Genomic DNA, 25,948 nt, shown 5'->3' with positions numbered 1-25,948 from the left:
ATGACCGCTTCCGTCACTGCGGCCCGGCCGCCATCGGATATCACCAAACGCAGCCTGCCGGCGTCGCTCATCATCCACGCTCTGCTGATCGCCGCATCGCTTCTGATGGTCTATCCGCTGTTGTGGATGGTTTCGGCATCGGTCAGGCCGGAGACCGAGATCTTCTCATCGACCTCGCTTATTCCGTCGTCGATCGACTTCTCCTCCTATGCGCGCGGCTGGGTTGGCCTCGATGTCAGCTTCGGCCGGTTCTTCTGGAATTCGCTCGTCATTTCGCTGCTGGTGGTGACCGGCAATGTCATCGCCTGTTCGCTGACGGCCTTTGCCTTTGCCCGGCTGCGTTTTGCCGGCCGGAATTTCTGGTTCGCGATCATGCTCGGCACGCTGATGATCCCCTATCACGTGACGCTGATCCCGCAATATGTGCTCTTCCTCAACCTCGGCTGGGTCAACACCATCCTGCCTCTCGTCGTGCCGAAGTTCCTGGCAAGCGATGCCTTTTTCATCTTCCTGATGGTGCAGTTCTTCCGCGGCATCCCGCGCGAACTCGACGAAGCCGCGATGATGGACGGCTGCAGCGCCTGGCGCATCTACTGGAAGATCATGCTGCCGCTGTCGCTGCCGGTCTTGGCGACGGCTGCCATCTTCTCCTTCATCTGGACCTGGGACGATTTCTTCGGTCCGCTGATCTACCTGAACGACATGAACACCTATACGATCCAGCTCGGCCTGCGCACCTTCGTGGATTCCACCAGCGCCTCGGATTGGGGCGGCTTGTTCGCCATGTCGACGCTGACGCTCGTGCCGGTGTTCTTCTTCTTCCTGTTCTTCCAGCGCCTGCTGATCGAGGGCATCGCCACGACGGGCATGAAGCGTTGATGGCGGTCACGGGAAACAGCGACATGAGCATCAGAACGGTCGCGATCGTCGGCTGCGGCATCGGCCGCTCCCACATTGTCGAGGGTTATCTGCCGCATGCCGACAAATTCAAGGTCGTGGCGATCTGTGACCTGAACGCAGAGCGGCTGGCGGCAGTCGGTGATGAGTTCGGCATCGAACGGCGCACCACCTCCTTTGCCGAGCTGCTTGCCGACGACACGATCGACATCATTGACATCTGCACCCCGCCCGGGGTGCACCTGGAGCAGGTCGTGGCTGCCCTTGCCGCTGGCAAACATGTCGTTTGCGAAAAGCCGCTGACCGGCTCGCTCGCGGCCGTCGATACCATCATGGCAGCGGAGAAAGCCGCCAAAGGCGTGCTGATGCCGATCTTCCAGTATCGCTACGGCGACGGCATCCAGAAGGCCAAGCGGATCATCGACGCCGGTATTGCCGGCAAAGCCTATACGGCCTCGGTCGAAACCTTCTGGCTGCGCAAACCCGAATATTATGCCGTGCCCTGGCGCGGCAAATGGGCGACCGAACTCGGCGGCGTGCTCGTCACCCATGCGCTGCATCTGCACGACATGATGATGCACCTGATGGGCCCGGCGGCAAGGGTCTTCGGCCGGGTCGCCACCCGCGTCAACGATATCGAGGTCGAGGATTGCGCCTCCGCTAGCCTGCTGATGGAAAGCGGCGCCTTCGTCTCACTGTCCTGCACGCTGGGTTCGCAGGAACAGTTGAGCCGGCTGAGGCTGCATTTCGAGAATGTGACCTTCGAAAGCAGCCATGAGCCCTATACGCCGGGCAAGGACCCCTGGAAGATCATCGCCGCCAATGACGACGTCCGGGAAAAGATCGACCGGGTGGTCAGCGATTGGCAGCCGGTCGCCCCCCGGTTTACCACCCAGATGGGCCAGTTCCACGCCTTCCTCAGCGGCCAGGGGCCGCTGCCGGTGACGACGGCGGATGCGCGCCGGGCGCTGGAACTCGTCACCGCCATCTACCAGTCTTCCGACAGCGGCGCCGAAGTGCCGCTGCCGGTCGGCCCCGACAGTCCGAAATACGCCGATTGGCGCGCAAGAACGAAGTAACCGATAAATAAACGAGAGGGGTTTTGAGAAGATGGCAACCAGTGTCGTTCTTCAGAAGGTCGAGAAGCGCTACGGCGCGATGGATGTGATCCATGGCATCGACCTGACGATCGATCCCGGCGAATTCGTCGTTTTCGTCGGTCCCTCCGGCTGCGGAAAATCGACCCTTCTGCGCATGATCGCCGGTCTGGAGGAAATATCGGGCGGCGGGCTGCTGCTCGACAACGAGCGCATGAACGAGGTGGCGCCCGCCAAGCGCGGCATTGCCATGGTCTTCCAGTCCTACGCCCTCTATCCCCATATGTCGGTCTACAAGAACCTCGCCTTCGGTCTGGAGACGGCGGGTTATAAGAAGGCCGAGATCCAGCCGAAGGTCAAACGCGCCGCCGAAATCCTGCAGATCGAGAAACTCCTGGAGCGCAAGCCGAAGGCGCTCTCCGGCGGCCAGCGCCAGCGCGTGGCCATCGGCCGGGCGATCGTGCGCGAGCCGCGTATCTTCCTGTTCGACGAACCGCTGTCGAACCTCGACGCCGAACTGCGGGTGCAGATGCGCGTCGAGATCTCCCGCCTGCACCGGCAGCTCGGCAACACGATGATCTATGTCACCCATGACCAAGTCGAAGCCATGACGATGGCCGACAAGATCGTGGTGCTCAACTCCGGCCGCATCGAGCAGGTCGGCGCGCCGCTCGATCTCTACAACAATCCGGCCAACCGCTTCGTCGCCGGCTTCATCGGCAGCCCGAAGATGAATTTCCTCAAGGCCCGCATCGAAGAGGTCGGCGAGACGGAAACCAGCATTCATGTCTGCGGCAATTCCGTCCGCCTGCCGCGCCGGCTGAAAGGGCAAGCCGGTGAGGACGTCACCTTCGGCGTCCGTCCCGAGCATCTTTCGCTCACGGAGGGCGCCATCACGCTGTCGACCGTCAACGTCGATCTCGTCGAAAATCTCGGCGGCGCCACCATGCTCTACACCACGACGCCGGATGGCCAACTGCTGACGATCGCCCTCGACGGCCAGCAGAAGGTCGAGCGCGGCGCCAATGTGAAGACCTTCTTCGATCCGGCCCGCTGCCACGTCTTCGACGCCGCTGGAAAGACCATCTAACCGCCCTGCTTGACAGCCGATCCTGCTCTGCCCCATCATTTCGAGAAGGTGATGGGGGATGATGCATGACGCCTGAAGATAGGATTCATGCGCTCGGCATTTGGCAGGGCCCGATCGAAATCTCGCCGATCTCAGGCGGCATCACCAACCGGAACTATCTGGTCAGCGATGCCGTCGCGCGCTGCGTGGTGAGACTCGGCACCGATATTCCGATCCATCACATCAGCCGCCAGAACGAGCTTGCTGCAAGCCGCGCGGCGCATGCTGCCGGCATATCGCCTGCCGTCATCCACCATTCGCCCGGCGTGCTGGTGCTCGATTATATCGAAGCGCGGGCGCTTTGCCCGGAGGATGTCAGGACGCCTGATATGCTCGCCCGGATCGTTCCGCTGGTGCGCGCCTGCCATCACGACATCGCCCGGCATCTCCGCGGCCAGGCGATGATCTTTTGGGTCTTCCACGTCATCCGCGACTACGCCGCCAGCCTGAAGGAGTCGGGCAGCCCCTATCTTCCATTGCTGCCGGCGCTGATCGGCAGGGCCGAGACGCTGGAACAAGCGGCAGGGCCGTTCGACATTGCCTTCGGCCACAACGATCTGCTGGCGGCCAATTTTCTCGACGACGGCAAGCGGCTCTGGCTGATCGACTGGGATTATGCCGGCTTCAACACGCCGCTGTTCGATCTCGGCGGATTGGCCTCCAACAACGAGTTCTCGGAAGCTGGCGAGCAGATGATGCTGGAGACCTATTTCGATCGGCCGCTGACATCGGATCTCAGCCGGCGCTATCGCGCGATGAAATGCGCCTCGCTGCTGCGCGAAACGCTGTGGAGCATGATTTCGGAAATCCATTCCACCATCCAATTCGACTATGCCGCCTATACCGCCGAAAATCTCGCGCGTTTCGAACGCGCCTACCAAGCCTTTGAACAGGATCGATAAATGACGAGACAATTACCGAAGACGGCGAAAGCCGTGGTCATCGGCGGCGGCATTATCGGCTGCTCGACAGCCTATCATCTCGGCAAGCTCGGTTGGACCGATACTGTCTTGCTGGAACGTAAGAAGCTGACGTCGGGCACCACCTTTCATGCCGCCGGCCTCGTCGGCCAGTTGCGCAGCAGCGCCAACATCACCCAGCTGCTCGGTTATTCCGTCGATCTCTACAAGCGGCTGGAAGAAGAAACCGGCCTCGGCACCGGCTGGAAGATGAATGGCGGCCTGCGTCTTGCCTGCAATGAGGAGCGCTGGACCGAAGTCAAGCGCCAGGCAACCACGGCCCAGTCCTTCGGTCTCGAAATGCAATTGCTGACGCCGCAGGAGGCCTTCGATCTCTGGCCGTTGATGACGATAGACGATCTCGTCGGCGCCGCCTTCCTTCCCACCGACGGCCAGGCCAATCCCTCCGACATCACCCAGGCGCTGGCAAAAGGCGCCCGCATGTCTGGCGTTTCGATCTTCGAGGATACCGAAGTCCTCGATCTCGAGATCGACAAGGGCAGGATCCGTGCCGTCATTGCCGCTGAGGGCCGTATCGAATGCGAGCGCGTCGTCGTCTGCGCCGGCCAATGGACGCGCGCCTTCGCTGCCCGCTTCGGCGTCAACGTGCCGCTGGTCTCGGTCGAGCATCAATATATCATCACCGAATCTTTCGGTGTGCCCTCCAACCTGCCGACCCTGCGCGATCCCGATCGCCTGACCTATTACAAGGAGGAGGTTGGCGGCATCGTCATGGGCGGCTATGAGCCGAACCCGATCGCCTGGGCGGAGAAAGGCATCCCCGAAGGTTTCCACTACACGCTGCTGGACAGCAATTTCGACCATTTCGAGCAGAACATGGAGCAGGCGCTCGGCCGCGTTCCGGCGCTGGAGAATGTCGGCGTCAAGCAGCTGCTGAACGGCCCGGAAAGTTTCACGCCGGACGGCAATTTCATTCTCGGCGAGGCGCCGGAGCTGAAGAACTTCTTCGTCGGCGCCGGTTTCAACGCCTTCGGCATCGCCTCGGCCGGCGGCGCCGGCATGGCGCTCGCCGAATGGGTGACGAAGGGCGAGCCGCCCTATGATCTCTGGCCGGTCGATATCCGCCGCTTCGGCCGTCCGCACTTCGATACCGACTGGGTGCGCACCCGCACGCTCGAAGCCTATGGCAAACACTACACCATGGCCTGGCCCTTCGAGGAGCATGCAAGCGGCCGCCCTTGCCGCAAGTCGCCGCTCTATGACCGATTGAAGGCGCAGGGCGCCTGTTTCGGCGAAAAGCTTGGCTGGGAGCGGCCGAACTGGTTTGCCGATCTCTTCGCCAATGAGGAACCGAAGGACGTCTACAGCTATGGCAGGCAGAACTGGTTCGAGGCCGTCGGCCGCGAGCACAAGGCGGTGCGCGAGGCGGCCGTCATCTTCGATCAGACCTCCTTCGCCAAATTTGTGCTGAAGGGCAGGGATGCCGAGGCGGCGCTCTCCTGGATCGCCGCCAACGATGTCGCAAGACCCGTGGGATCGCTGATCTACACGCAGATACTGAACGACAAGGGCGGCATCGAATGCGACCTGACCGTCGCCCGCGTCGCGGAGAACGAATATTACATCGTCACCGGCACCGGTTTCGCCACCCACGATTTCGATTGGATCGCCCGCAATATTCCGGAGGAGATGCATGCCGAACTGGTCGATGTCACCTCAGCCTACTCAGTGTTGTCGCTGATGGGACCGAATGCACGCGCCGTGCTGGAAAAGGTGACGGGAAGCGACGTCTCGAATACGGCCTTCCCCTTCGGCCAGGTCAGAACCATCGGCATTTCGGGCTGCCCGGTGCGGGCCTTGCGCATCACCTATGTCGGCGAACTCGGCTATGAACTGCATGTCCCCATCGAATATGCGACCACGGTTTATGACGTATTGATGACTGCTGGCGGCGAGTTCGGCCTCGTCAATGCCGGCTACCGCGCCATCGAGAGTTGCCGTCTGGAAAAAGGCTATCGCGCCTGGGGCTCCGATATCGGCCCCGATCACACGCCCGTTGAGGCCGGCCTCGGCTGGGCGGTGAAGACCAGAAAGAACATTCCCTTCCGCGGCCGTGAGGCGATCGAACGGCAGCTTGCGGACGGCGTCAAGAAGCGCCTCGCCTGCTTCGTGCCCGACGATCCCGATACCGTGCTGCTCGGCCGCGAAACGATCTATCGCGACGGCAAGCGCGTCGGCTGGCTGTCGAGCGGCGGCTTCGGCTACACGCTCGGCAAGCCGATCGGCTACGGTTATGTCCGCAATGCCGACGGCGTGACGGAGGATTTCGTCCTCTCCGGCACCTATGAACTCGATGTCGCCAGGGAGCGCATCCCCTGCAAGGTGTCGCTGGCGCCGCTCTACGATCCGGATATGGTGCGGGTGAAGGCGTGATGGGGGCGGCGTAGATTTGCGCCTCTGCGTCAAAGCGGACGGTCGCGACTTGGCTCCGTCTTCTCCCCAGCGGGGAGAAGGTGGCCCGAAGGGTCGGATGAGGGGGCCACACGGCACGCCATCCATTGCCTTCGCTTGCGCTCAGCGCATTCGCGACCTTGCCGCTCACCCCCTCATCTGCCTGCCGGCATCTTCTCCCCGCTGGGGAGAAGGGACGTGTAGCACGCGCCTTGCCAGCTCTCGCTAAGTTAGAGCAAGGCGTGCCGGAGGAAGAGATAGAGGCTGCGTTAGAGAATCTTCAACTCTCAAAACAACGGCAGCCGATCATCCTGGATCAAAATCTCCAGCTTGTCCGACACATCCTGCGCCCAGGCCCGATGTTCCGTCAAAGCCTTCGGGAAAAGTCCGGGCAGGGCGAACAGCGCCGCCGAAATCGCCGGGCCGGTGCGCGGGACATCGGCGATCAGCGCGGCGATTTCCGCGGCCCGGGGGTCGCGCAGCTCGAAGCGCTCGCCATTGCCGTGTTCGCCGATCGCATAGCGCATCCACGCCGCAACGGCGATCGCATAGGTCTCCGCCCGGTCACCATGGGCCAGCGCCTCGCACGCCGGTTCCAGCAGCCGCTGCGGCAGTTTCTGCGTGCCGTCCATGGCGATCTGATACGTGCGATGGGCAATCGCCTTGTTTGCAAAGCGGGCTATCAATTCGTTGGCGTAATCGTCGAGATTGATGCCGGGGACCGGATCGAGCGTTCTCGCCGCCGCATGCATGTGGCGATAGGCCAGCGCTGCCAGGGCGGCATCGTCCATCACGTCGCGGATGAATTCATAGCCGCCGATATAACCGAGATAGGCGAGCAGCGAATGGGCGCCGTTCAGCATCCGGAGCTTCATCTTCTCATAAGCCGAGACATCTTCGACCATCAGCGCGCCGCGCACCTTTTCCCAGGCCGGCCGGCCATTGGCGAAATGGTCTTCGATGACCCATTGCGTAAAGGGCTCGGTCTCGATCGCCGCCATATCCGTGCGGCCCGTCAGCCGCTCGGCATCGGCATAGGTCGCCTCGGTGCTGGCCGGCGTGATGCGGTCGACCATCGTCGACGGGAAGGGCACATTGGCTTCGATCCAGCGATGCAGATCGGCATCGATGCGGGAGGTGAATTCGAGCACCAGGCGCTTCAGAACAGTGCCGTTGCTCGGCAGGTTGTCGCAGCTGAGCGGCGTAAACGGGGCAATGCCCTTCTGCCGGCGGCGGGCAAGGCCTTCGACGAGATAGCCGATGACGCCGCGCGGCGCATGCCGGTCGGCGAGGTCGGCGACGATATCGGGATGTTTGAGGTCAAGGCCGCCGGTTGCCGGATCGAAACCATAGGCTTTTTCCGTCACCGTCATGCTGACGATGCGGATCGCGGGATCTTCGAGCCGGGCCAGCAGTCCGGCCGGATCGCGCGGCGCCACATGCGCCTTCAGGATCGAGCCGATCACCTCGGCGGTCGTGCCCGAGGTGTCGCGGATCAGCGTCGTATAAAGCCCGTTCTGGGCACTCAGATTGTCGGCGACATCGGGTGTGCGCAGGCTTGCCACCTCGATGCCCCAGTCGCCGCCTGCGGCCGCGAGCGCGCCATCGGTGAACGGCGCGAAATGCGCGCGGAAGAAGGCGCCGGGGCCTAGGTGCAGGATGCCGCTTTTCAGCCGGCTGCGGTCATAGGCGGGAAGCTTCGCCGTCGGGGCGAGGCCGGAAAGGGTCTGCAGTCGTTCGGTCACAGCTTGTAGGCCTTCTTCGCATTGCCATAGGAAAGTTCGCCTGCCACGATCGCGGCGTCGCTCTTGGAAATCCGGTGCTCGGCGGCAAGCCCGGCGAGGAAGCGGCAAACTTCGCGGCGCCAGACATCATGCCGCGCCGGGATCGAAAGCAGCGCCCGCGTATCGTCGTTGAAACCGGCCATATTGGCGAAGCCTGCCGTTTCCACCACTTGGTCGAGATAGCGGCGAATGCCGAGCGGGCTGTCGTGGAACCACCAGGGCGGGCCGATCATCAGGCAGGGCCAATGGCCGACCATCGGCGCCATCTCGCGCGCATAGGTCGTCTCGTCGAGCGTGAAGAGCAGCACCCGCAGCCCCGGCGCATGGCCGTATTTGGAAAGCAGCGCATTCAGGCCGCCGACCCAGTCGGTGCGGGTTGGAATATCGGAGCCCATATTGGGCCCGCGCGTCGCAAACAACCCACTGTCGGTGTTGCGCCGCGACCCCGCATGGATCTGCATCACCATGCCGTCCTCGGCCGAAAGCCCGGCCATCTCCGTCATCATCTGGCCGCGGAAAAGCTCGGCATCTTGAGCAGAAAGCGGTCCCTTCAGCGCCTTGTCGAGCAGCGCCTGCTTTTCGGCAAGCGGCAGATCGGCGGTGAAGGCTGTGGGCACGCCGTGATCGGTCGCGGTGGCGCCGAACTGGCGGAAATAGGCGCGCCGGCGCCGATGCGCCTCGATCAGGCCCTCCCAGCGCGTCACGTCAGCGCCGGTGATCTCGCCGAACTTGACGAGATTGTCGCGGAAGCCGACCGCATCCGGATCGGTGACGCTGTCCGGCCGGTAGGTGGTGCGCACTCTGCCGATCCAGCCGTCGGCCGCCATCTTCTGATGGTGCGTCAGCGGGTCGAGCGCGCCCTCGGTCGTCGCGATCGTTTCGATGCCGAATCGCTGATGCAGCGCTCTCGGGCGGAATTCGGGAAGGGCGAGCTGAGCATTGATATGGTCGTAGAGCGCATCGGCATTGTCTGATGTCAGCGGCTCGGGGCAGCCGAGCACGGCCGACATCGCGTGGTCGACCCAGAGGCTCGACGGTGTTCCGCGGAAGAGATGATGATGCCTGGCAAAGGTCCGCCAGATCGTCCGCCCCGCTGCCACCGGCTTGCCGTCGAGCCGCGGCACGCCGAGCGCGTCCAGGGGAACGCCGACGCTGTGCAGCATCCGGAAGAGATAGTGATCGGGAATGACCAGCAGCGAGGCCGCATCTTCGAAGGGCTTGTCGTCGGCGAACCAGGACGGTTCTGTATGCCCGTGCGGGCTGACGATCGGAAGATTGCGCACCGTCTCATAGAGGTCGCGCGCGATCGTCCGTGTTGCCGGGTCGGCCGGAAAGAGCCGGTCCGGATGAAGAAAGCCGTTTCCTACATCCATCAGTATTCCTCCCTGATGGATAAGGGCCTACCCCACAACATCAGGCGCGGCAAGGTCTTTTAGTAACTGAACGGTTCGGTTTTTGCAGGCGGCGGCGCGGGCCCTCGAAAGCATTGACGAAGCGGCCTATTTCCGCTTTGGGAGAACCATCTGTACTGCCGGTTTCGGCAAAGGAGGATCAATGTCCGACGAGACGAACCGCATCACCAGGCTGGAGGAAATGCTGGCCCATCAGGCAAAGACGATCGAGGAGCTTTCCGATCAACTGACCGAGCAATGGAAGATCGTGGAACAGATGCGCACCAAGCTCGACCGGCTGACCGAACGTTTCCTGTCGCTCGAGGAACAGTCGCTGGAGGCGCCTGGTATCACCCGCCCGCCGCATTATTGACGGCACGCGGCTGTCTGCCGCGTGCACTGTTTTCACGGAATGGTCTTAGACGCCGCCGATGCAGAGATATTTCATTTCCAGATAGTCGTCGGCGCCGTGGCGTGAGCCCTCGCGGCCGAGGCCGGATTGTTTGATGCCGCCGAAGGGCGCGGTCTCGGAGGACATGATGCCGGTATTGATGCCGATCATGCCATATTCCAGCGCTTCGGCCACCCGCCAGACCTTCTTCAGGTCGCCGGCATAGAAGTAGGCGGCAAGGCCGAATTCCGTATCATTGGCTTGAGCGATGACATCCTCGGCCGTCTCGAAACGGAAGAGCGGCGCCACCGGCCCGAAGGTTTCCTCGCGCGCCACCTTCATGCCGCGAACAACACCGGTCAGCACCGTCGGGGCAAAGAAGGTGCCGGCGCCGTCGATGCGCTTGCCGCCGGTCAGCACCTTGGCGCCCTTGGCAAGCGCGTCGCCGACATGGTCTTCCACCTTGGCAAGGCCCTGCTCGTCGATCAGCGGCCCGATCTCGACCCCCGGCTGGAAGCCGTCGCCGACCGACATTGCGGCGACCCTGGCGGCAAGCTTGGCCGCGAAGGCGTCATAGACGCTCGACTGGATGTAGAGACGGTTGGCACAAACGCAGGTCTGGCCGGCATTGCGGTATTTGGAGGCGATCGCGCCCTCGACCGCGGCGTCGAGATCGGCATCGTCGAAGACGATGAACGGCGCGTTGCCGCCGAGCTCCAGGCTCACCTTCTTGATCTGGTCGGCGCATTGCCGCATCAGGATGCGGCCGACCTCCGTCGAGCCGGTGAAGCTGATCTTGCGCACCTTGTCGTTGCCGCACAGCTCGCGGCCGATCGCCGGGCCGTCGACGCCGACGATGAGGTTGAAGACGCCTGAGGGAATGCCGGCCTGTTCGGCGAGCACGGCAAGGGCGATTGCCGTCAGCGGTGTCTGCTCGGCGGGCTTTGAGACGACCGTGCAGCCGACGGCCAGTGCCGGCGCAATCTTGCGGGCGATCATCGCCGCCGGGAAATTCCACGGCGTGATCGTGCCGACGACGCCGACCGGCTGCTTGATGACGATCATGCGCTTGTCATTCGAAGGCGCGGGGATCGTCTCGCCATAGATTCGCTTGGCTTCTTCGGCGTACCATTCGACATAGGACGCGGCATAAAGGATCTCGCCGCGCGCTTCCGCGAAAGGCTTGCCCATTTCGGCGGTCAGGATCGCGGCGAGCGCGTCGGCATTGGCGACCATCAGGTCGAACCATTTGCGCAGGATGGCGCTGCGCTCCTTGGCCGGGCGGGCAGCCCAGGCCGGCTGGGCGGCATAGGCTGCATCGATCGCCGCCCGCGTCTCGGCAGCCCCCATATCGGGCAGCGAAGCGAGCAGCTCGCCCGTTGCCGGGTTGAGCACGTCGAAGGTCTTTGAGGCATCGCCCGATGTCCAGACGCCGTTGACATAGCCGGCAGCGCGCAGGAACGGCGAAGAGAAGGGAACGTGCCTTGTCAGGGCGGTGGTGAAAGCCATGTCATATCTCCTTGGGAGCGGCTGCCTGTTGCCGGCAGCCGTTGTAATCCGATACCCGTCGCGTCACTTGGCCGAAGTCGCTTCCAGCATCGAGGCCTCGAGAATGTCGAGCGCCTCGCCGAAAACTTCGTCCTGGATGGTGATCGGCGCGAGGAAGCGGATGACGTTGCCGTGGACGCCGCAGGTGAGCAGGATCAGCCCCTTGTCGAGTGCAATCAGCCGCACCCGGTTGGCGAAATCGGCGCTCGGCAATCCCGTCGTCCGGTCGTTGAATTCGACGGCGTTCATAAAGCCAGGGCCACGGATATCGGCGATCTCGGGCACCGTCTCGCGCAGCGATTCCAGCCGCTGCTTCAGCCGTCCGCCAAGCTGGTTGGCGCGGCCGCAGAGATCTTCGTCCTGGATGACGTCGAGCACGGCGTGGGCGGCGGCGATGCCGAGCGGATTGCCGCCATAGGTGCCGCCGAGACCGCCCGGTCCGGGCGCGTCCATGATCTCGGCGCGACCGGTGACGGCGGCGAGCGGAAAGCCGCCGGCAAGGCTCTTTGCCATCGTCGTCAGGTCGGCCGCCACCTCGTGATGATCCATGGCGAACATCCTGCCGGTGCGGGCAAAACCGGTCTGCACCTCGTCGGCGATCAGCAGGATGCCGTGCTGGTCGCAGAGTTCGCGCAGCGCCTTCATGAAGGCGGCGGGGGCGGCGTAGAAACCGCCTTCGCCCTGCACCGGCTCGATGATGATGGCCGCGACCCGCTGCGGATCGACATCGGCGGCAAAGAGCTTCTTCAGCGCCGCAAGCGACTGATCGGCGGTGACGCCGTGCAGTTCGACCGGGAAAGGAACGTGGAACACATCGCCCGGCATGGCGCCGAAGCCGACCTTGTAGGGCACGACCTTGCCGGTCAGCGCCATGCCCATGAAGGTTCGGCCATGGAAGCCGCCGCCAAAGGCGATGACGGCCGAGCGGCCGGTGGCCGCACGCGCGATCTTGACGGCGTTTTCGACCGCTTCGGCGCCCGTGGTGACGAAGATCGTCTTCTTCTCGAAGGCGCCCGGCAGCAGCGCGTTCAACCGTTCGGCAAGACTGACATAGTTTTCGTAGGGAACAACCTGGTGGCAGGTATGGGTGAAATGGTCGAGCTGATCCTTGACGGCCGCGATGACTTTGGGGTGACGGTGTCCGGTATTGAGAACGGCGATGCCGGCCGCGAAATCGATATAGCGGCGGCCCTCCTTGTCCCAGATCTCGGCATTCTCCGCACGGTCGGCATAGATCTGGGTCGTCATGCCGACACCGCGGGAAATGGCGGCGTTCTTCCGGTCGGTAAGGCTTGTCGCGGTCATCGATGCGCTCCTGGCTGAAAGGGTTCTGGAATTATCTTGCAGAAATTCTGCAATCGCTATCGAAATTCCTACATTTTTCCTGTAAGAAAACAAGAGCCATTTTTTGCTTCAAACATCACGTGTTTTGATGAATGCTCGCACGCGATTGGAATCAGGGATATTTCGGATGAATGATAGCGGGCCTGTACGCTACAAGGTGGCCGAGGCCGCGCGGTTGGCGGGCGTTTCGGCTTCGACGCTGCGGCTCTGGGAAAGCCAGGGTCTGCTCGTTCCCGGCCGTTCGCAAACCGGCCATCGGCAATACAGCGCCGACGATCTGGCGCGCTTGAAGCGCATCTCCTGGTATCGTGTCGAGCGCGGCCTCAATCCCGCGGCCATCCGCGAGGCGCTGGAGGCCGAGGAGCCGTCCGCCGATGGCGCGGAGACAAGCCAGGGCACCGGCCTCGGCCGCAAGCTGCGCAGCCTGCGGCACGCGAGCAGCAAGACGCTGGATCAGGTGGCCGGCGACATCGGCATCACCGCTTCGACCCTTTCGACCCTGGAGCGCACCTCGCAGGGGGTCAGCTTCAAGACGCTGCATGACCTCGCCGAGTATTACGGCACCACCGTTTCCCGCCTCTCCGGGGAGGAAACCGAGGATGGATCGGCTGTGGTGCGCTCAGGCGAATGGCGTAATTGGCCGGAAACGACGCCGGGCGTTACGGTGCAGCTGCTTGCCGAAGGCCGCAGGATGATGGATTGCCATCGTTTCGTGCTGGCGCCGGGTGCTGCCAGCGAAGGCGCCTATCGTCACGAGGGCGAGGAGTTCATGCACGTTCTGTCCGGCCGGCTCGAACTGGTGCTCGACAGCGATCAATTCTTCGATCTCGGACCCGGCGATTCACTTTACTTCGAAAGCCGCCGCTACCATTCCTGGCGCAACCGCCACGATGGCGAAACCGTGCTGCTCTGGATCAACACGCCGCCGACATTCTGACCCATCCGCGGAGGAAGCGGTTTCGCCTATTGCCGCTTTGCGCTATAGCGCTAAGACCCGATCTCGGGCCGGTTCAGCCTGACATCCGAACGAAAGACAGTCTCATGGCCGCCACCATACGTTATCACGAAGGCGATATATCTGCGGCCGATGCCGCCCGCTACACCGGCGCGGTCGCCATCGATACCGAAACGCTCGGCCTAGTGCCGCGCCGGGACCGGCTCTGCGTCGTCCAGCTTTCGCCGGGTGACGGCACCGCCGACGTCATCCGCATCGCCGCCGGCCAGAAAGAGGCCCCCAATCTTGTCGCTTTGCTCGAAGATCCGACCCATCAGAAGATCTTCCATTACGGCCGCTTCGATATTGCCGTGCTCTTCCACACTTTCGGTGTCACGACGAACCCCGTCTTCTGTACCAAGATCGCATCGCGCCTGATCCGCACCTATACGGATCGCCACGGTCTCAAGGACAATCTCAAGGAGATGCTCGACGTCGATATCTCCAAGGCGCAGCAATCGTCCGATTGGGCGGCCGAGACGCTGTCGCCGGCCCAGCTCGAGTACGCCGCTTCCGATGTGCTTTATCTCCACGCATTGCGTGACAAGCTGACGGAACGCCTGCTCCGCGACGGGCGGTTCGACCATGCGACGGCCTGCTTCGCATTCCTGCCGACCCGCGCCAAGCTCGACCTGCTCGGCTGGGAAGAGGCCGATATCTTCGCCCATAGCTGAGTAAAGCAGCTGCGACACGCAGATAGACAAAGGCCGTGGACTGGCGTGTCTGCGGCCGTTAGCGATTCGTTAACGCCTCTTTTCTAAAATTCCCCTTAATATTTATGCATTTCGATGACGCCGGTACTGCGTCATGCGGATGGGAGGATCTGCTGGGATGCAAGGGGGCCGGATGATCACGGTCCTTTTATAGAGCCTGCTTTCATCGTCACTTTACGAAAGGAGCATGCCATGTTGACTCCCGTTCGTGCAGCGTCCAATGCAAGCTTTTCGTCCCAAGGCCAGACTGCGGCAATCGTCGCCGGCGGCCTCGGTCGTTCCGTGATCGCACCGGCGCCTGTCAATCCCGTCGAAGCCGCCGACCTCAATTCCGCCATTGCCGGCAAGCTCAATATCCTGCTCCTTGCCGCACGTGAGCGCATGGTCGAAGCCCTTTTCGACGCCATCGATGCGGCCGGCCGCGCGCTCTCGCTGGATCGCGGCGAGGACGAGAGCAATCTTGCCTTCGCCTCCCGGCTTGCCGATGCCATCCAGCGGCTGCCGGCCGCCAGGATCGACGAAGTCGAGCGCCAACTCACCGAGCAAGGCCACAGCTTGCCGCTTCGGATGATCGCCGCAGCGCTGAAGAACCCCGCGGGCCCGGAGGCGGCGCGCATCGTCGCCTATCTGGAAATCGTCCGCTACAAGGATCGCGATCTCGCCGCCCGCGCCGTTATGCGCTCCTATGGCCAGAACGACGCTTCGCCGATGCGCGCCGAAGCCCGGCCGGAGATCCAGCTGCATGAGAATCATTCGCCTGCCGCCATGCGCCAGCCGGCAGACACGCTGTCCGCGCCGGCCAGTGCGCTGATCGAGGCCACGGCGCTGGCGACCGCCGAGGAAGCGGTCATCGCCGAGCCCGTGGAAGCAGCCGATCCGGAGACGCCTCGGCCCGAAATCCGGGCTCAATCCGCGTCGGCAGCGGCAAGCGAGGTCGCGCTGGAAGAATCCGAGCCACAGGAGATCGACGCTGCGCTAGGCTTGCCGACCGAGATCGCAGCGGCCGAGGACGGGCAGGAAGCGCCCGAGGCGCCTGCGGCTCAGCCTCGCGCCGCGCCGGAAAAAGGCGATCCCGTCATTCCGAGAAACTGGACGGGAATTGTCGCTTCGATGACCGAAGAGGTCTCCGAGTTGATCGTCACCATCATCCGCGAGCAGGACGCCGAAACCGTGCCGGAGGATGGTCCCGTCGAAGCGGCCGTAGAGATCGATACGATCCTCGACGATGCCGTCATCAGCGATGCAACCGAAACCTTGATCCGGCAGCCGGCGGAACCCGCAGCGCCCGATGCGCGCGCCGCCGCAGCCCCGCGCGCCTCGCCGGTGGAAACGGAGATCGTGGCTGCCCGCCAGCCGAAAGAGACTGCCGCGCCGCCGCCAATGATGCCGCTTCCCGAGACGGTCGAGGCCGCCTATGTACCGCTCGCGGCAAGGATACCGGAGGGATTTGCCTATACGCAGCTGCCCTATCAGTTTGCCAAGGATGTCCCGTCGAACGAGAAGGCCGGTGAAACCAGCCACCAAAATCCGCATCATCACGATGAGGCGCCGCCAGACCAGCAGCAGGAAGATCAGCAGCAGGCGCAGTCCGGCGCCGGAGATGCGGCGGCCGATGCCGAAGCAGCCAGTGCGGGGCCTCAGCGCAGGACGCCGAGGATGATCGATGCCGAGCCGACGCCTTATCAGTCCGGCGCGGCCGCCGACCCTGTTTACGCGCTCTATCAGCGCATGGTCGGCTGGGAGTAACATCTTTACCGCCTGAAAATGAAGAACCCGCCGGATCGCTCCGGCGGGTTCTTCAATTCAAAGGCGGATGCGAGCTTATTCGCCGCCGCGGTTCTTGAGCGCTGCGCCCAGGATGTCGCCGAGTGAAGCGCCGCTGTCGGACGAACCGAACTGAGCAACGGCTTCCTTCTCTTCCGCAATCTCCAGAGCCTTGATGGACAGCATGATCTTGCGGTCCTTCTTGGAGAAGTTGGTGACGCGGGCATCGAAGACCTGGCCGACCGAGAAGCGCTCGGGGCGCTGTTCGTCGCGGTCGCGGGCGAGGTCGGCGCGACGGATGAAGGAAGTGATGTCCTCGTGGTTGACGAGCTTCACTTCGACGCCGCCGTCGTTGACCGCGATGACTTCGCAGGAAACGACTGCATTCTTGCGCAGGTCGCCCGAAGCAGCGGCGTCGCCGACCGCATCCTTGCCAAGCTGCTTGATGCCGAGCGAGATGCGTTCCTTCTCGACATCGACGTCGAGAACGACGGCCTTGACGACGTCACCCTTGTTGAACTCCTCGATGACCTGTTCGCCCGGACGGTTCCAGTCGAGGTCGGAGAGGTGCACCATGCCGTCGACGTCGCCGTCGAGACCGATGAACAGGCCGAATTCGGTCTTGTTCTTGACTTCGCCTTCGACTTCAGTGCCGGCCGGATGGCTGCGGGCGAATGCTGCCCACGGATTTTCCAGCGTCTGCTTGAGGCCGAGCGAAATACGGCGCTTGGACGGGTCGACTTCGAGAACGACGACTTCGACTTCCTGGCTCGTGGACAGGATCTTGCCGGGGTGAACGTTCTTCTTGGTCCAGGACATTTCCGAGATATGGATCAGGCCTTCGATGCCCGGCTCCAGCTCGACGAATGCACCGTAGTCGGTGATATTCGTGACGGTACCGGAAATCTTCTTGCCTTCCGGATACTTGGCCTGGATGCCATCCCACGGATCGCTCTCGAGCTGCTTCATGCCGAGCGAGATGCGGTGGGTTTCCTGGTTGATGCGGATGATCTGAACCTTGACCTGCTGGCCGATGTTCAGGATTTCCGACGGATGGTTCACACGGCGCCATGCCATGTCGGTGACGTGCAGCAGGCCGTCGATGCCGCCGAGGTCAACGAACGCACCGTAATCGGTGATGTTCTTGACGACACCGTCGACAACCTGGCCTTCTTCGAGGTTCTGAACGATTTCAGAACGCTGCTCGGCACGGGATTCTTCCAGAACCGTACGGCGCGAAACCACGATGTTGCCGCGGCGCTTGTCCATCTTGAGGATTTCGAAGGGCTGCGGGTTGTGCATCAGCGGAGTAACGTCGCGGATCGGGCGGATATCGACCTGAGAACGCGGCAGGAAGGCGATCGCGCCGTCGAGGTCGACCGTGAAGCCGCCCTTGACCTGGTTGAAGATCACGCCTTCGACGCGCTCGCCGGCTTCGAACTTGGCTTCGAGCTTGACCCAGCTCTCTTCGCGGCGAGCCTTTTCGCGCGACAGAACGGCTTCGCCGAGCGCGTTTTCGATACGCTCGACGTAAACTTCGACTTCATCGCCAACCTTGAGCTGGCCATCCTTGGCGCGGGCGCCGAATTCCTTGAGCGCGATGCGGCCTTCGACCTTCAGGCCGACGTCGACAACGGCGACATCCTTTTCGATGCCCGTGACGATACCCTTGGTAACATAGCCTTCGGCCAGATCGTTCTTGGCAAAGGACTCTTCCAGAAGGGCCGCGAAATCCTCGCGAGAGGGAGTTGCTACTGACATAAAATCTCCTGCGTGTCCTGGATAGGAAGCGGACACGTATGCGCCGGTTGGTTTGCGTTGAACGGGCCTGAACCCAGTCCGCCCTCTTTCACGAAGGCAATCCGGCGCTTGGACGGAATTTCAGGCTGCTGTATGAAAAGCGATCCATGCGTCTGAGCATGCAAAATCGCTTGAATTTAGGCATTTCGGCTCAAGACCACATCGATGATCGATTGTGCAGCTTGAAACGCGGCCTCTATACTCATTTCCGACGTATCAAGCAAGTGCGCATCATCAGCTGGTTTCAAAGGGCTGTCGGCCCGTCCCATGTCGCGTTCGTCGCGCCGCTTGACGTCTTCGAAAATCGCATCGAAATCCGCCGTCGCACCTCGGCCGAGGATCTCGTCGTAACGGCGTCTTGCCCGCACCTCCGCCGTAGCGGTCACGTAGAGCTTGACCGGTGCATCCGGGCAGACGACCGTGCCGATATCGCGCCCGTCGAGCACCGTTCCCGGTGCTTTCGTCGCAAACCGCCGCTGCGTCTCGACCAGCGCCCGTCGCACCGCCGGCATGACGGCTATTGTCGAGGCGGCTTCGCCGATCTCATGTTTGGAAAGTATATCGCGATCCAATCCAGCAAGTTCAACCTCCCGCGCGATCTTTTCGGCCACCGCCTCGTCATCGAGCGGCAGGCCGGCGTCGAGCAGCGCCTTGGCCGTGGCGCGATAGGTCAGGCCGGTATCGAGATGATGGAAGCCGTATTGCTCGGCGATGCGGCGCGAGAGAGTGCCCTTGCCGGCCGCCGCCGGGCCATCGATGGCGATGGTGAAAGTCTTGGTGCTCATCTTGTCAATCCTGGGGCAATCGGCTCGAAGGCCGCGGCGCGGCGCCATGCACGGCGTAATCCTTTGTAAAGGTGCAGCATTTTCTTCGCAAGGCCGCCCCTTCCGGCGACGATCTTCGCTCAGCTCTGCGGCTGCCGCGGCTCGTTACCATAAACCCGCCGGCCGGTCATCCGTCGACGCCGGAAATACCTTGCGCTCCGATCATAAAGTTTGGCTTTGACATGGGAAGCCACAGCGATTAAGGGGACCGGCTTATAAATTCCGATGGAACGCCGGCTTGAACGGCATTTGCCGAATCTCGGATTCGGCCATTCTCACGAGGCTTATAGTGGCGAAAGCGGAACTTGGAACCAAGCGTACCGATCCGGAAACCGGCAAGAAGTTTTATGATCTGAACCGGGATCCGATCGTTTCTCCTTATACCGGCAAGTCCTACCCCCTGTCCTTCTTCGAGGAAACCTCGGCGATATCAGATGTTGCCGAAGAAGACGAGGTTGCGGAAGTCGATACCGAAAACACCGAAGTCGAACTGGTTTCGCTCGAGGATGCCGATGACGCTGCCTCCGGCGACGACATCCCGGATATGGGCGACGACGATGTCGAAATCGAAGGCGATGACGACGACGACACCTTCCTCACACCCGACGAAGACGATGACGACGACGACATGAGCGACATCATCGGCGTGACCGGCGACGAAGACGAAGTCTGACGGCTGCATTTCGGCCCGGCGAGGAAAAAATTCTCCGGGCCGGATTTTTTAGGCTTGCTATCTCCGAAAACCGGAAGTAATAAGCCGCCACTCCGCAGGGCACGCCCTGCGAAGCATCCCAGGACCGGCCCTCAGCCGGGCCACCTTGATGGGGCTATAGCTCAGCTGGGAGAGCGCTTGCATGGCATGCAAGAGGTCAGCGGTTCGATCCCGCTTAGCTCCACCACGCTTCGCCCTTACGGGCTTCGCGTGGCGCAGCCGCGGGAAACCGTTAGGCCGAAGCAGTGCCCGGCATAGCCCGAAGGGCGACGACGGGCTGAAACGCTGATGTGGTACGTGTATATTCTTCGCAGCGTCGATTTTCCCGATCAGGAATATACCGGGTCTACCGCAGACCTGAAGCAACGGCTTTCGGCGCACAATGGCGGAAAATCCACTCACACTGCCAAATTTGCACCATGGCATTTACTCTGGTATTGCGCCTTTCCTGACAAGCACAAGGCGCTTGAATTCGAAACATATCTGAAATCGCATTCCGGCAGGGCTTTTGCCGGCAAGAGACTGGTCCAGCCGAATCTGGCTTCAGATCGCCTCGCCAACCAGGGCGATCCCGAATAAGCGCGCGGCATGCGAAGCCGGCGCTGGCACATGACCTCAATTCTGCGCTGCTTCGCCATCCTGCACCGGCAAACCGGCAGCCTCAATTCCCGCAAGGAACCGCTTCTGATCCTCGGTTCGCGCCAGCCGGCTGACGACCTCGCGTCTTATGTTCGGGATCAGTGCAGGCGATTCGCGCCGGATCCATTCGACCTGTTCCTGCGCCTCCTGCTGTTTTCCAAGCGCGCCGAGAATGGAGAGCAAGACGAGGCGGTGCATCGGATTGTAATTGAGGTCCGACATGCGCGACCAGAGCTCCGCAGCCTGCGTGTCGCCGCGCATGAAGGCGCAGAGCGCCATCCCGACTTCGTAATATCCACGTGGGCCGGCATTCTTGCCGACGGCCTCCGAAATCAGCATGCAGCCCTTGTCCCATTCTCCCGACATCGACAGGCGCAGGCCGTATTCGCCGGCAACCTCTGTATCGTTCGGATTGCTGGCATAGGCGGCGGCGCCGGCGCTGAGAGCTGCAGCCGCATCATTGCCGAAAAAGCTGGCAAGCATCAGCGCCTGAAGGGCGCGCGCATTCTTCGGGTCGAGCCGCACTGCATGCTCGGCAAGTTCCTTGGCGATGCCGAGCGTTGCGGCCGTCGATTGCCTGTGAAGCTGGTATGAAAAGCGGAACTCGTCGAGATGCATCAACGAAAGAAGGGCGACGATGTTGGAATCGGCCGGCGTTTCCTTCACGGCCTGTTGCAGGCAGGATTTCGCCGCCTTATGCGCCTGCACGGTCATTTCGCTGCGGTAGCTGTAGTAGGACAGAACGCAGGAAAAAGCGTCGGCATTGCCGGCGATGGCGGCGGTGTCGGTCTGGAATATGACGCCGAACGGACGCGCGACCGCCGCAGCGATATCTCCGGCAAGGCTCGCCTGCGTTTTCGGGATGCCCTGCACCTTCATATCGGCATCGTAATTGTTTGCCCAGATGACCGCTGCATCCGCCCGCCGCACCAGCCTCGCTGTCGAACGCAGCCTGTTGCCTTCGAGCCTCACGCTTCCCTGCAGGGCGTAGAGCGGCTCGGACGAAGCTTTGCCGATATTATTATTCCGCGGTATGGCGGTGACGACGACGATGTCGTTGAAGCGGACCAGCTTCTCGATGATCTCGTCGGTCATGCCCCGAGAAACATCGGCGGCAGGGCGATCGTCGGAGCCGCTTTCAAAACGCTCGACGATAATGGTGGGGCGTTTGTCGGTTCTCGTTGCCGTTTCGGGCGCCGTATTCGGCGATGCCAACTGTTGAAGGAGCGCTGCTGCCGAGGCGAGCATGAGGAGGACACCGGCTGCCAGGAGCCAATACAGGGACCGCCGACGCCGGTCTGGTTGCTCCAGGCCGTCCGTATCTGCAGCCGTAGTGATCTTCTCATTATCATCGCCGGGCAAGCCAGGCCGATCGGGCTGTTCGGACGGCACCCTGTCATCGGGATCAGCGCTCCCGATGACGTCGAAGACGGGTATGTAGCCGCCCTTGGGGATCGTGATGATGATCCGGTCGGTGCCGCCATCGGTCAGATAGTAATGTTCCAGTTCCCGTCGCAGCCGGCCGGCTTCGATACGAACGCATGGATCCTGTTGTGCATCGAAATTCGCGTCTCTGCCAAATACTGCCTGCGCAATGGTAAAGGCTTTCAGATAGTCGCGACGGCCTGCGAGCGTTTCCGTGACCACGAACTCAAGAAACCGTCTCGCCCGTTCGGGAAGGCGGAACTCGCGGCTGGACAGAATACGTTCGAGTTGCTGCTGCACCTCCTCCTGCGAGGCGGCGACCCTGTTTATGCCTGCACTCGTCATCGGTTCCCCCAGACTCCGATTGCGAACAACTTGCAGCACGCTGTCTTAAACAATAGTCCCCGCCCGGCGTATCGGCAATGCCGCCCGGCTGAATAACCTAACCAACTCTATACGAATCCCATGAATAGCCACATGATGGGCGTAAGTCACGTTTACGAAATGCCAGCGTAGGATACCGTATTCTACCGGCCTCGACATGTATCTTACTGCCTTAGTCTCCAAGCACGCCCTATCATCGCCGCGTATTCTGGAGGAGGCTGCGATGACATCACCTGAGACCGCTACACCCCACCCCATGACAAGCGCAGAGGACCTGCGCAAACGTGCTCTGGAGCTTCAGCTTGTCGAGATGGAGCGCAGCGAAAAGATCAAGGCGCGGGAAGCAAAGAAACATGCGGAATTCGTCGAGGATTTTTTCCGCAAGCAGATTGGTGAAGCGGAACGCGCCGTCATCAAGCGGCTGGTCATGAAAGCGGCCGCAGACGGCAAATACGAGGCGCTGATCTACAGCTTTCCATCGACGTTCTGCACGGACAGCGGCCGGGCCATCAACAACAACCTGTCCGGATGGCAGAAGACGCTGCAGGGAAAGGCGAAGGAACTTCTCGAGCTTTTCGAACAGGTCGCCAAGCCGCAGGGGTATGGGCTGAAGGCCATGATCATCAATTTCCCGGACGGCATGCCCGGCGATGTCGGCTTCTTTCTCACCTGGGAGCCGCCTGTAGACTGACCGGCGGGAAAAGCGAGAGCAGTTCCAGCAAAGCGCCTTCACACTTTTCGGCATCATGCTCTAACCTTTTGCGTCGGGAATTACGTGAGAACAAAGAGGCGGGCATTTCCGAGCTTCGGAGAAAGACGGAAATCCTCCGGGAGAAATCAACGTGAAAGCGACCGAGATCGAGCGCAAATTTCTCGTGCGTAACGATAGCTGGCGCGCGCGCGCCGGCGTTTCACATGTCCTGCAGCAGGGTTATCTGTCCCGCGGCGACAACCCGGTGCGTGTCCGATTGATTGACGGTCGTTCCGCCTGCCTGACGATCAAATTCCACACGATGGGGCTTGCGAAAGACGAATATGAGTATGAGATTCCCGTCGAAGAGGCGCGAGACCTGCTTCTTCATGCGACTGGCCACGTCATTGAAAAGACCCGCTACCGGGTGCTTCACGAGGGCAGACACTGGGAGGTGGACGTCTTTGCCGGAGCCTATGAGGGATTGACGCTCGCCGAGATCGAAATGGCGAGCGAAGATGATCTGCCGGCGCTGCCGCAATGGCTCGGGCGGGAAGTCACGGGCAACAAGCGCTATTCCAATCGCGCCATGGCCGCTGCCTCCTACAAGCCGCCCCTGAATGCACTGGGACGGATGGGGGCAGCGGCGTCGCACCTCTGAAAAAGGGGTGCAGGGCGCTGCCGGAACCTATTCGCTGACAACGGTCCAGTTGGCATCCGGATTGAATTCCTTGATCGCGGCGGCGCGCTGTTCCGTCTCCGGCCCGAGATCGCGCTGATAGATGGCGCTCCTCCCGTTGACAATAAATGTCTGCACGCCGGTCACCCGATATTTGACCGGCCAGGCGATGAGTGCGAAGCCGCCGGTCATATATCCATTGATGACGTAGCTTTGTTTGCCGCCCAGCACGTTGTCGCCCTGAGCGGTCAGGATGCGATAGCGGTATCCGAAATAACCCTCGCCGCGTTTGGCGGCGCCGAAGGCAGCCGTCTCCACAAGCGCGCTGGCCGGGCTTTCTTCCGGGTAGACGTTTGGATCCCAGTAGAGACCGTCCAGCTTGCCCGGAGTGCTGATCAGTTTTTTGGCAAACTCGTAAATGCCGTCGCCGTCGCGGTCGTCGGATGCATATTGATACTGCGCCGCCACATATTCATGCATCGTGTCGATCGTCGCCAGTTCGTTCTCGCCGATCCGCCGGTTGACGATCTCCTCGAAGCCGCGTTGCGTGTCGAAGGACCATTTCCCATCCTTGTCCTGCGTCAACGGGAACGGCAGAGGCCAGAGCCGATCGCCGATCGCAACGATTTTCGCAGCGTCGGCGTCTTTCAGGATCATCTGCCGTTCGGCGCCTTCCCGGATCAATCCATAAGCGATCATCGCCTCATTGCTCGCGCGCAGCCTGTCTGCGTTCAGACCGAGAAGATTCGCAAGATCGCCGATATTGTTGGCAGCAAGCACCGCTTTCAGCCGATCGAGGGCAAGCGCCGGACTGTCGAATTTCGGCGAGGGTGCTGCCGCCTTGTATTCGGCGAGATCCGTCTGCCCTTGCGAAAACGCCGGCGTCGTCGGCATCGTTGCAAGCGCTGTCGCAAGCATGAGCGGGATTACGATCGGTTGACGTCTCATGATGGAACTCCATGGGCTCGTAAGGGGTGTCATCGCCGTCCTCTGCCGCCACCACCGCCACCGCGGCCGCCGCCGCCGCGAGACGGCATCGGGCGCGAATGCTGAGCGGGACGGGCTGCGGGGCGGTGAGCGCCCATGCTTTGTGAGCCCCGTTTCGAGGCGACGGCCTGCTGTCGGCCGGACTGGACATTGCCGAGTGCGCTCGACTGGCGTCCGCGATTGTCGGGTCTCGCAGCCATCTGCGGCTTGCTGGGTTTCTTGACGGATTTCTGCGCGGGTTTCGCCGAAGGGCGATTGGCCGATTGTTTAGGACGGTTTTCCGGCCGCGACGCGTTCTGGCGATTGGCCGCCGTCGGCCTGTCGGCCTGCGGTTTGGCCTTCAGCCCTTGCGCCGTGCTTTTCCGGATATCGTCCGCGCGCGCCGCCGTCGCGCGATTGCCTGGCCTTTGGCTTGCCTGCCTGTCCGCGGCCTTGTTGCGCAATTGATTGCGATTGTCGCCCTGCAGCCCCGACTGGATCGCCGACCGGTCCAGTTTGCCAAGCTGATCCTTGCCTATGCTCAGCTTGCTGCGGTCGACATTCGCCCAGTCGACGTCATTCAACTTCATTTTGCCGTTGAAGTTGCGATTGTTCAGGCAATTGTTGCAATCGATGTCGATATCGCCGTCCCAGCGGCCGCCCCAGACGCCCCAGTCGTCCCAATTGACGACGGCCGCCCAGGCAAGCCCGGTGACCGCGCCGGCAAAGAATGCGGCGCCCGGATAGTAATAACTGTCGTAATAATCCGGATAATAGGAGATCGGTGCCGCGGCATAGTCCGGCTCATAGAGCATTTCCGGCGGATATTGCGGGATATAGATCTTCTCGGGATCGGTCGGCCGGATAATGATATTGTCGTTTTCGGTGACAACCGTCACTTTGTCATCCGTCTTGATGATGTTCTTTGCCACCGCCTCGTCGCGAAGCTGCTGGATGGCGATCAGCACGTCCTTCTGCTGATTGGCGAGCGCGTCGGCAAGCGATTGCGTCCAATCGAGATCCTCGCTCATCATCTTGACGATGTCGGGGTAGTTGAGCAGCGAGACGATGCTGCCGTCCCAATCGCTTTTGGGCTTGAGGTCGGCACTTTTCTTTTTCGCGTCCAGAAAGCGCTGCGCCTCGATGATTTCAAGAGGAAAGAGAGAGGCCGCCGAAATCGCCGCGACCAGTTCGTCGGGATAGAGCGCGATCCTCGCGACGAGCACTTCAAGCTCGTCTTCGGAGAGAAGGGCAGGCGCGGCCTGCTCGGCGGCTGCCGGGGCTGGCGTGACGGCCGGCGCGGGAGCCTGTGCTCGCACGGGGAAGGCCGGCAGTAGCGCAATGATCGCCAGAGCCGACAATCCACCAAGCAGTTTGCGGGAAATTGCGTTCATCGCACATGGAC

The 25,948-nt window shown here is 62.0% G+C and carries 22 protein-coding genes and 1 tRNA gene; 14 read left to right on the top strand and 9 right to left on the bottom strand.

Annotation, left to right across the window (positions count from 1 at the left end):
- From ATY75_RS02725 to ATY75_RS02705, 5 genes are all read left to right on the top strand, one after another.
- Positions 1–879 carry a carbohydrate ABC transporter permease gene (locus tag ATY75_RS02725; RefSeq protein ID WP_049731318.1) on the top strand — a complete coding sequence of 293 codons (879 nt, stop codon included), beginning with the start codon at positions 1–3 and terminating at the stop codon, positions 877–879.
- On the top strand, positions 879–1,976 hold the full coding sequence (locus ATY75_RS02720) for a Gfo/Idh/MocA family oxidoreductase (protein WP_190241306.1): 1,098 nt from the start codon (positions 879–881) through the stop codon (positions 1,974–1,976). The genes ATY75_RS02725 and ATY75_RS02720 overlap by 1 nt, the downstream gene beginning before the upstream one ends.
- 31 nt (positions 1,977–2,007) lie before the next feature.
- Entirely contained in the window at positions 2,008–3,084 is a 1,077-nt protein-coding gene (gene ugpC, locus ATY75_RS02715) for a sn-glycerol-3-phosphate ABC transporter ATP-binding protein UgpC (protein WP_088936373.1), read from the top strand.
- Positions 3,085–3,149: 65 nt separating this feature from the next.
- Positions 3,150–4,025, top strand: a complete 876-nt coding sequence (locus ATY75_RS02710) for a phosphotransferase (protein WP_088936372.1) — start codon at positions 3,150–3,152, stop codon at positions 4,023–4,025.
- Positions 4,026–6,476 (top strand): FAD-dependent oxidoreductase, encoded by a 2,451-nt coding sequence (locus tag ATY75_RS02705; RefSeq protein ID WP_088936371.1) that lies wholly within the window; start codon positions 4,026–4,028, stop codon positions 6,474–6,476.
- 305 nt (positions 6,477–6,781) lie between these two features.
- Here the strand turns inward: ATY75_RS02705 and ATY75_RS02700 are convergent, their stop codons facing one another.
- Both ATY75_RS02700 and uxaC read right to left on the bottom strand, forming a co-directional pair.
- Positions 6,782–8,239, bottom strand: coding sequence for a mannitol dehydrogenase family protein (locus tag ATY75_RS02700; protein ID WP_088936370.1), 1,458 nt, complete (start codon positions 8,237–8,239; stop codon positions 6,782–6,784).
- Positions 8,236–9,651 (bottom strand): glucuronate isomerase, encoded by a 1,416-nt coding sequence (gene uxaC / locus ATY75_RS02695; protein WP_088936369.1) that lies wholly within the window; start codon positions 9,649–9,651, stop codon positions 8,236–8,238. Before uxaC ends, ATY75_RS02700 begins: the two co-directional genes overlap by 4 nt.
- 181 nt (positions 9,652–9,832) lie before the next feature.
- Here uxaC and ATY75_RS02690 point away from each other — a divergent pair, with 181 nt between their 5' ends.
- The gene (locus tag ATY75_RS02690) at positions 9,833–10,042 is read left to right on the top strand and encodes a SlyX family protein (protein ID WP_064841221.1); all 210 of its coding nucleotides are present in this window, start codon (positions 9,833–9,835) and stop codon (positions 10,040–10,042) included.
- Positions 10,043–10,087: 45 nt separating this feature from the next.
- On the opposite strand, the gene ATY75_RS02685 is transcribed toward ATY75_RS02690, so the two are convergent.
- Entirely contained in the window at positions 10,088–11,569 is a 1,482-nt protein-coding gene (locus ATY75_RS02685; RefSeq protein ID WP_088936368.1) for an NAD-dependent succinate-semialdehyde dehydrogenase, read from the bottom strand.
- A gap of 63 nt (positions 11,570–11,632) precedes the next feature.
- Positions 11,633–12,913: a 4-aminobutyrate--2-oxoglutarate transaminase gene (locus tag ATY75_RS02680; protein WP_088936367.1), complete on the bottom strand. Its 1,281-nt coding sequence runs from the start codon at positions 12,911–12,913 to the stop codon at positions 11,633–11,635.
- A 166-nt stretch (positions 12,914–13,079) separates the two neighbouring features.
- Here ATY75_RS02680 and ATY75_RS02675 point away from each other — a divergent pair, with 166 nt between their 5' ends.
- The 3 genes from ATY75_RS02675 (at position 13,080) to ATY75_RS02665 (ending at position 16,405) form a co-directional block, all read left to right on the top strand.
- Positions 13,080–13,889, top strand: a complete 810-nt coding sequence (locus ATY75_RS02675) for a MerR family transcriptional regulator (RefSeq protein ID WP_088936366.1) — start codon at positions 13,080–13,082, stop codon at positions 13,887–13,889.
- A gap of 104 nt (positions 13,890–13,993) precedes the next feature.
- Positions 13,994–14,620, top strand: coding sequence for a ribonuclease D (locus tag ATY75_RS02670; RefSeq protein WP_088936365.1), 627 nt, complete (start codon positions 13,994–13,996; stop codon positions 14,618–14,620).
- A gap of 231 nt (positions 14,621–14,851) precedes the next feature.
- Positions 14,852–16,405 (top strand): hypothetical protein, encoded by a 1,554-nt coding sequence (locus ATY75_RS02665; protein ID WP_088936364.1) that lies wholly within the window; start codon positions 14,852–14,854, stop codon positions 16,403–16,405.
- 75 nt (positions 16,406–16,480) lie between these two features.
- On the opposite strand, the gene rpsA is transcribed toward ATY75_RS02665, so the two are convergent.
- Both rpsA and cmk read right to left on the bottom strand, forming a co-directional pair.
- The gene (gene rpsA, locus ATY75_RS02660) at positions 16,481–18,184 is read right to left on the bottom strand and encodes a 30S ribosomal protein S1 (protein WP_003571265.1); all 1,704 of its coding nucleotides are present in this window, start codon (positions 18,182–18,184) and stop codon (positions 16,481–16,483) included.
- Positions 18,185–18,360: 176 nt separating this feature from the next.
- On the bottom strand, positions 18,361–19,008 hold the full coding sequence (gene cmk / locus ATY75_RS02655; protein WP_088936403.1) for a (d)CMP kinase: 648 nt from the start codon (positions 19,006–19,008) through the stop codon (positions 18,361–18,363).
- A 328-nt stretch (positions 19,009–19,336) separates the two neighbouring features.
- On the opposite strand from cmk, the gene ATY75_RS02650 reads away from it, so the two are divergent.
- From ATY75_RS02650 to ATY75_RS02640, 3 genes are all read left to right on the top strand, one after another.
- Positions 19,337–19,720, top strand: coding sequence for a TIGR02300 family protein (locus tag ATY75_RS02650; RefSeq protein ID WP_064841223.1), 384 nt, complete (start codon positions 19,337–19,339; stop codon positions 19,718–19,720).
- Between the two features lie 150 nt (positions 19,721–19,870).
- A tRNA-Ala gene (locus ATY75_RS02645) sits at positions 19,871–19,946 on the top strand.
- A 101-nt stretch (positions 19,947–20,047) separates the two neighbouring features.
- On the top strand, positions 20,048–20,338 hold the full coding sequence (locus ATY75_RS02640; RefSeq protein ID WP_088936363.1) for a GIY-YIG nuclease family protein: 291 nt from the start codon (positions 20,048–20,050) through the stop codon (positions 20,336–20,338).
- A 36-nt stretch (positions 20,339–20,374) separates the two neighbouring features.
- On the opposite strand, the gene ATY75_RS02635 is transcribed toward ATY75_RS02640, so the two are convergent.
- On the bottom strand, positions 20,375–22,168 hold the full coding sequence (locus tag ATY75_RS02635; protein WP_088936362.1) for a hypothetical protein: 1,794 nt from the start codon (positions 22,166–22,168) through the stop codon (positions 20,375–20,377).
- Between the two features lie 262 nt (positions 22,169–22,430).
- Here ATY75_RS02635 and ATY75_RS02630 point away from each other — a divergent pair, with 262 nt between their 5' ends.
- Together ATY75_RS02630 and ATY75_RS02625 are read left to right on the top strand one after the other, a co-directional pair.
- Positions 22,431–22,898, top strand: a complete 468-nt coding sequence (locus ATY75_RS02630; RefSeq protein WP_088936361.1) for a hypothetical protein — start codon at positions 22,431–22,433, stop codon at positions 22,896–22,898.
- A gap of 151 nt (positions 22,899–23,049) precedes the next feature.
- Positions 23,050–23,559 (top strand): CYTH domain-containing protein, encoded by a 510-nt coding sequence (locus ATY75_RS02625; RefSeq protein WP_088936360.1) that lies wholly within the window; start codon positions 23,050–23,052, stop codon positions 23,557–23,559.
- A 27-nt stretch (positions 23,560–23,586) separates the two neighbouring features.
- Here ATY75_RS02625 and ATY75_RS02620 read toward each other — a convergent pair whose 3' ends face one another.
- Together ATY75_RS02620 and ATY75_RS02615 are read right to left on the bottom strand one after the other, a co-directional pair.
- Positions 23,587–24,525 (bottom strand): DUF2950 family protein, encoded by a 939-nt coding sequence (locus tag ATY75_RS02620; RefSeq protein WP_088936359.1) that lies wholly within the window; start codon positions 24,523–24,525, stop codon positions 23,587–23,589.
- A gap of 29 nt (positions 24,526–24,554) precedes the next feature.
- A complete protein-coding gene (locus ATY75_RS02615) occupies positions 24,555–25,937 on the bottom strand; it encodes a DUF3300 domain-containing protein (protein WP_088936358.1) in 1,383 nt (460 codons plus the stop codon).
- Between the last annotated feature and the right edge of the window lie 11 nt (positions 25,938–25,948).

The organism is Rhizobium sp. N122 (assembly GCF_002211295.1).
GTDB lineage: Bacteria > Pseudomonadota > Alphaproteobacteria > Rhizobiales > Rhizobiaceae > Rhizobium.
The sequence above is the reverse complement of the archived record's forward strand: the minus strand, read 5'-3'. Positions and strand labels throughout refer to the sequence as shown.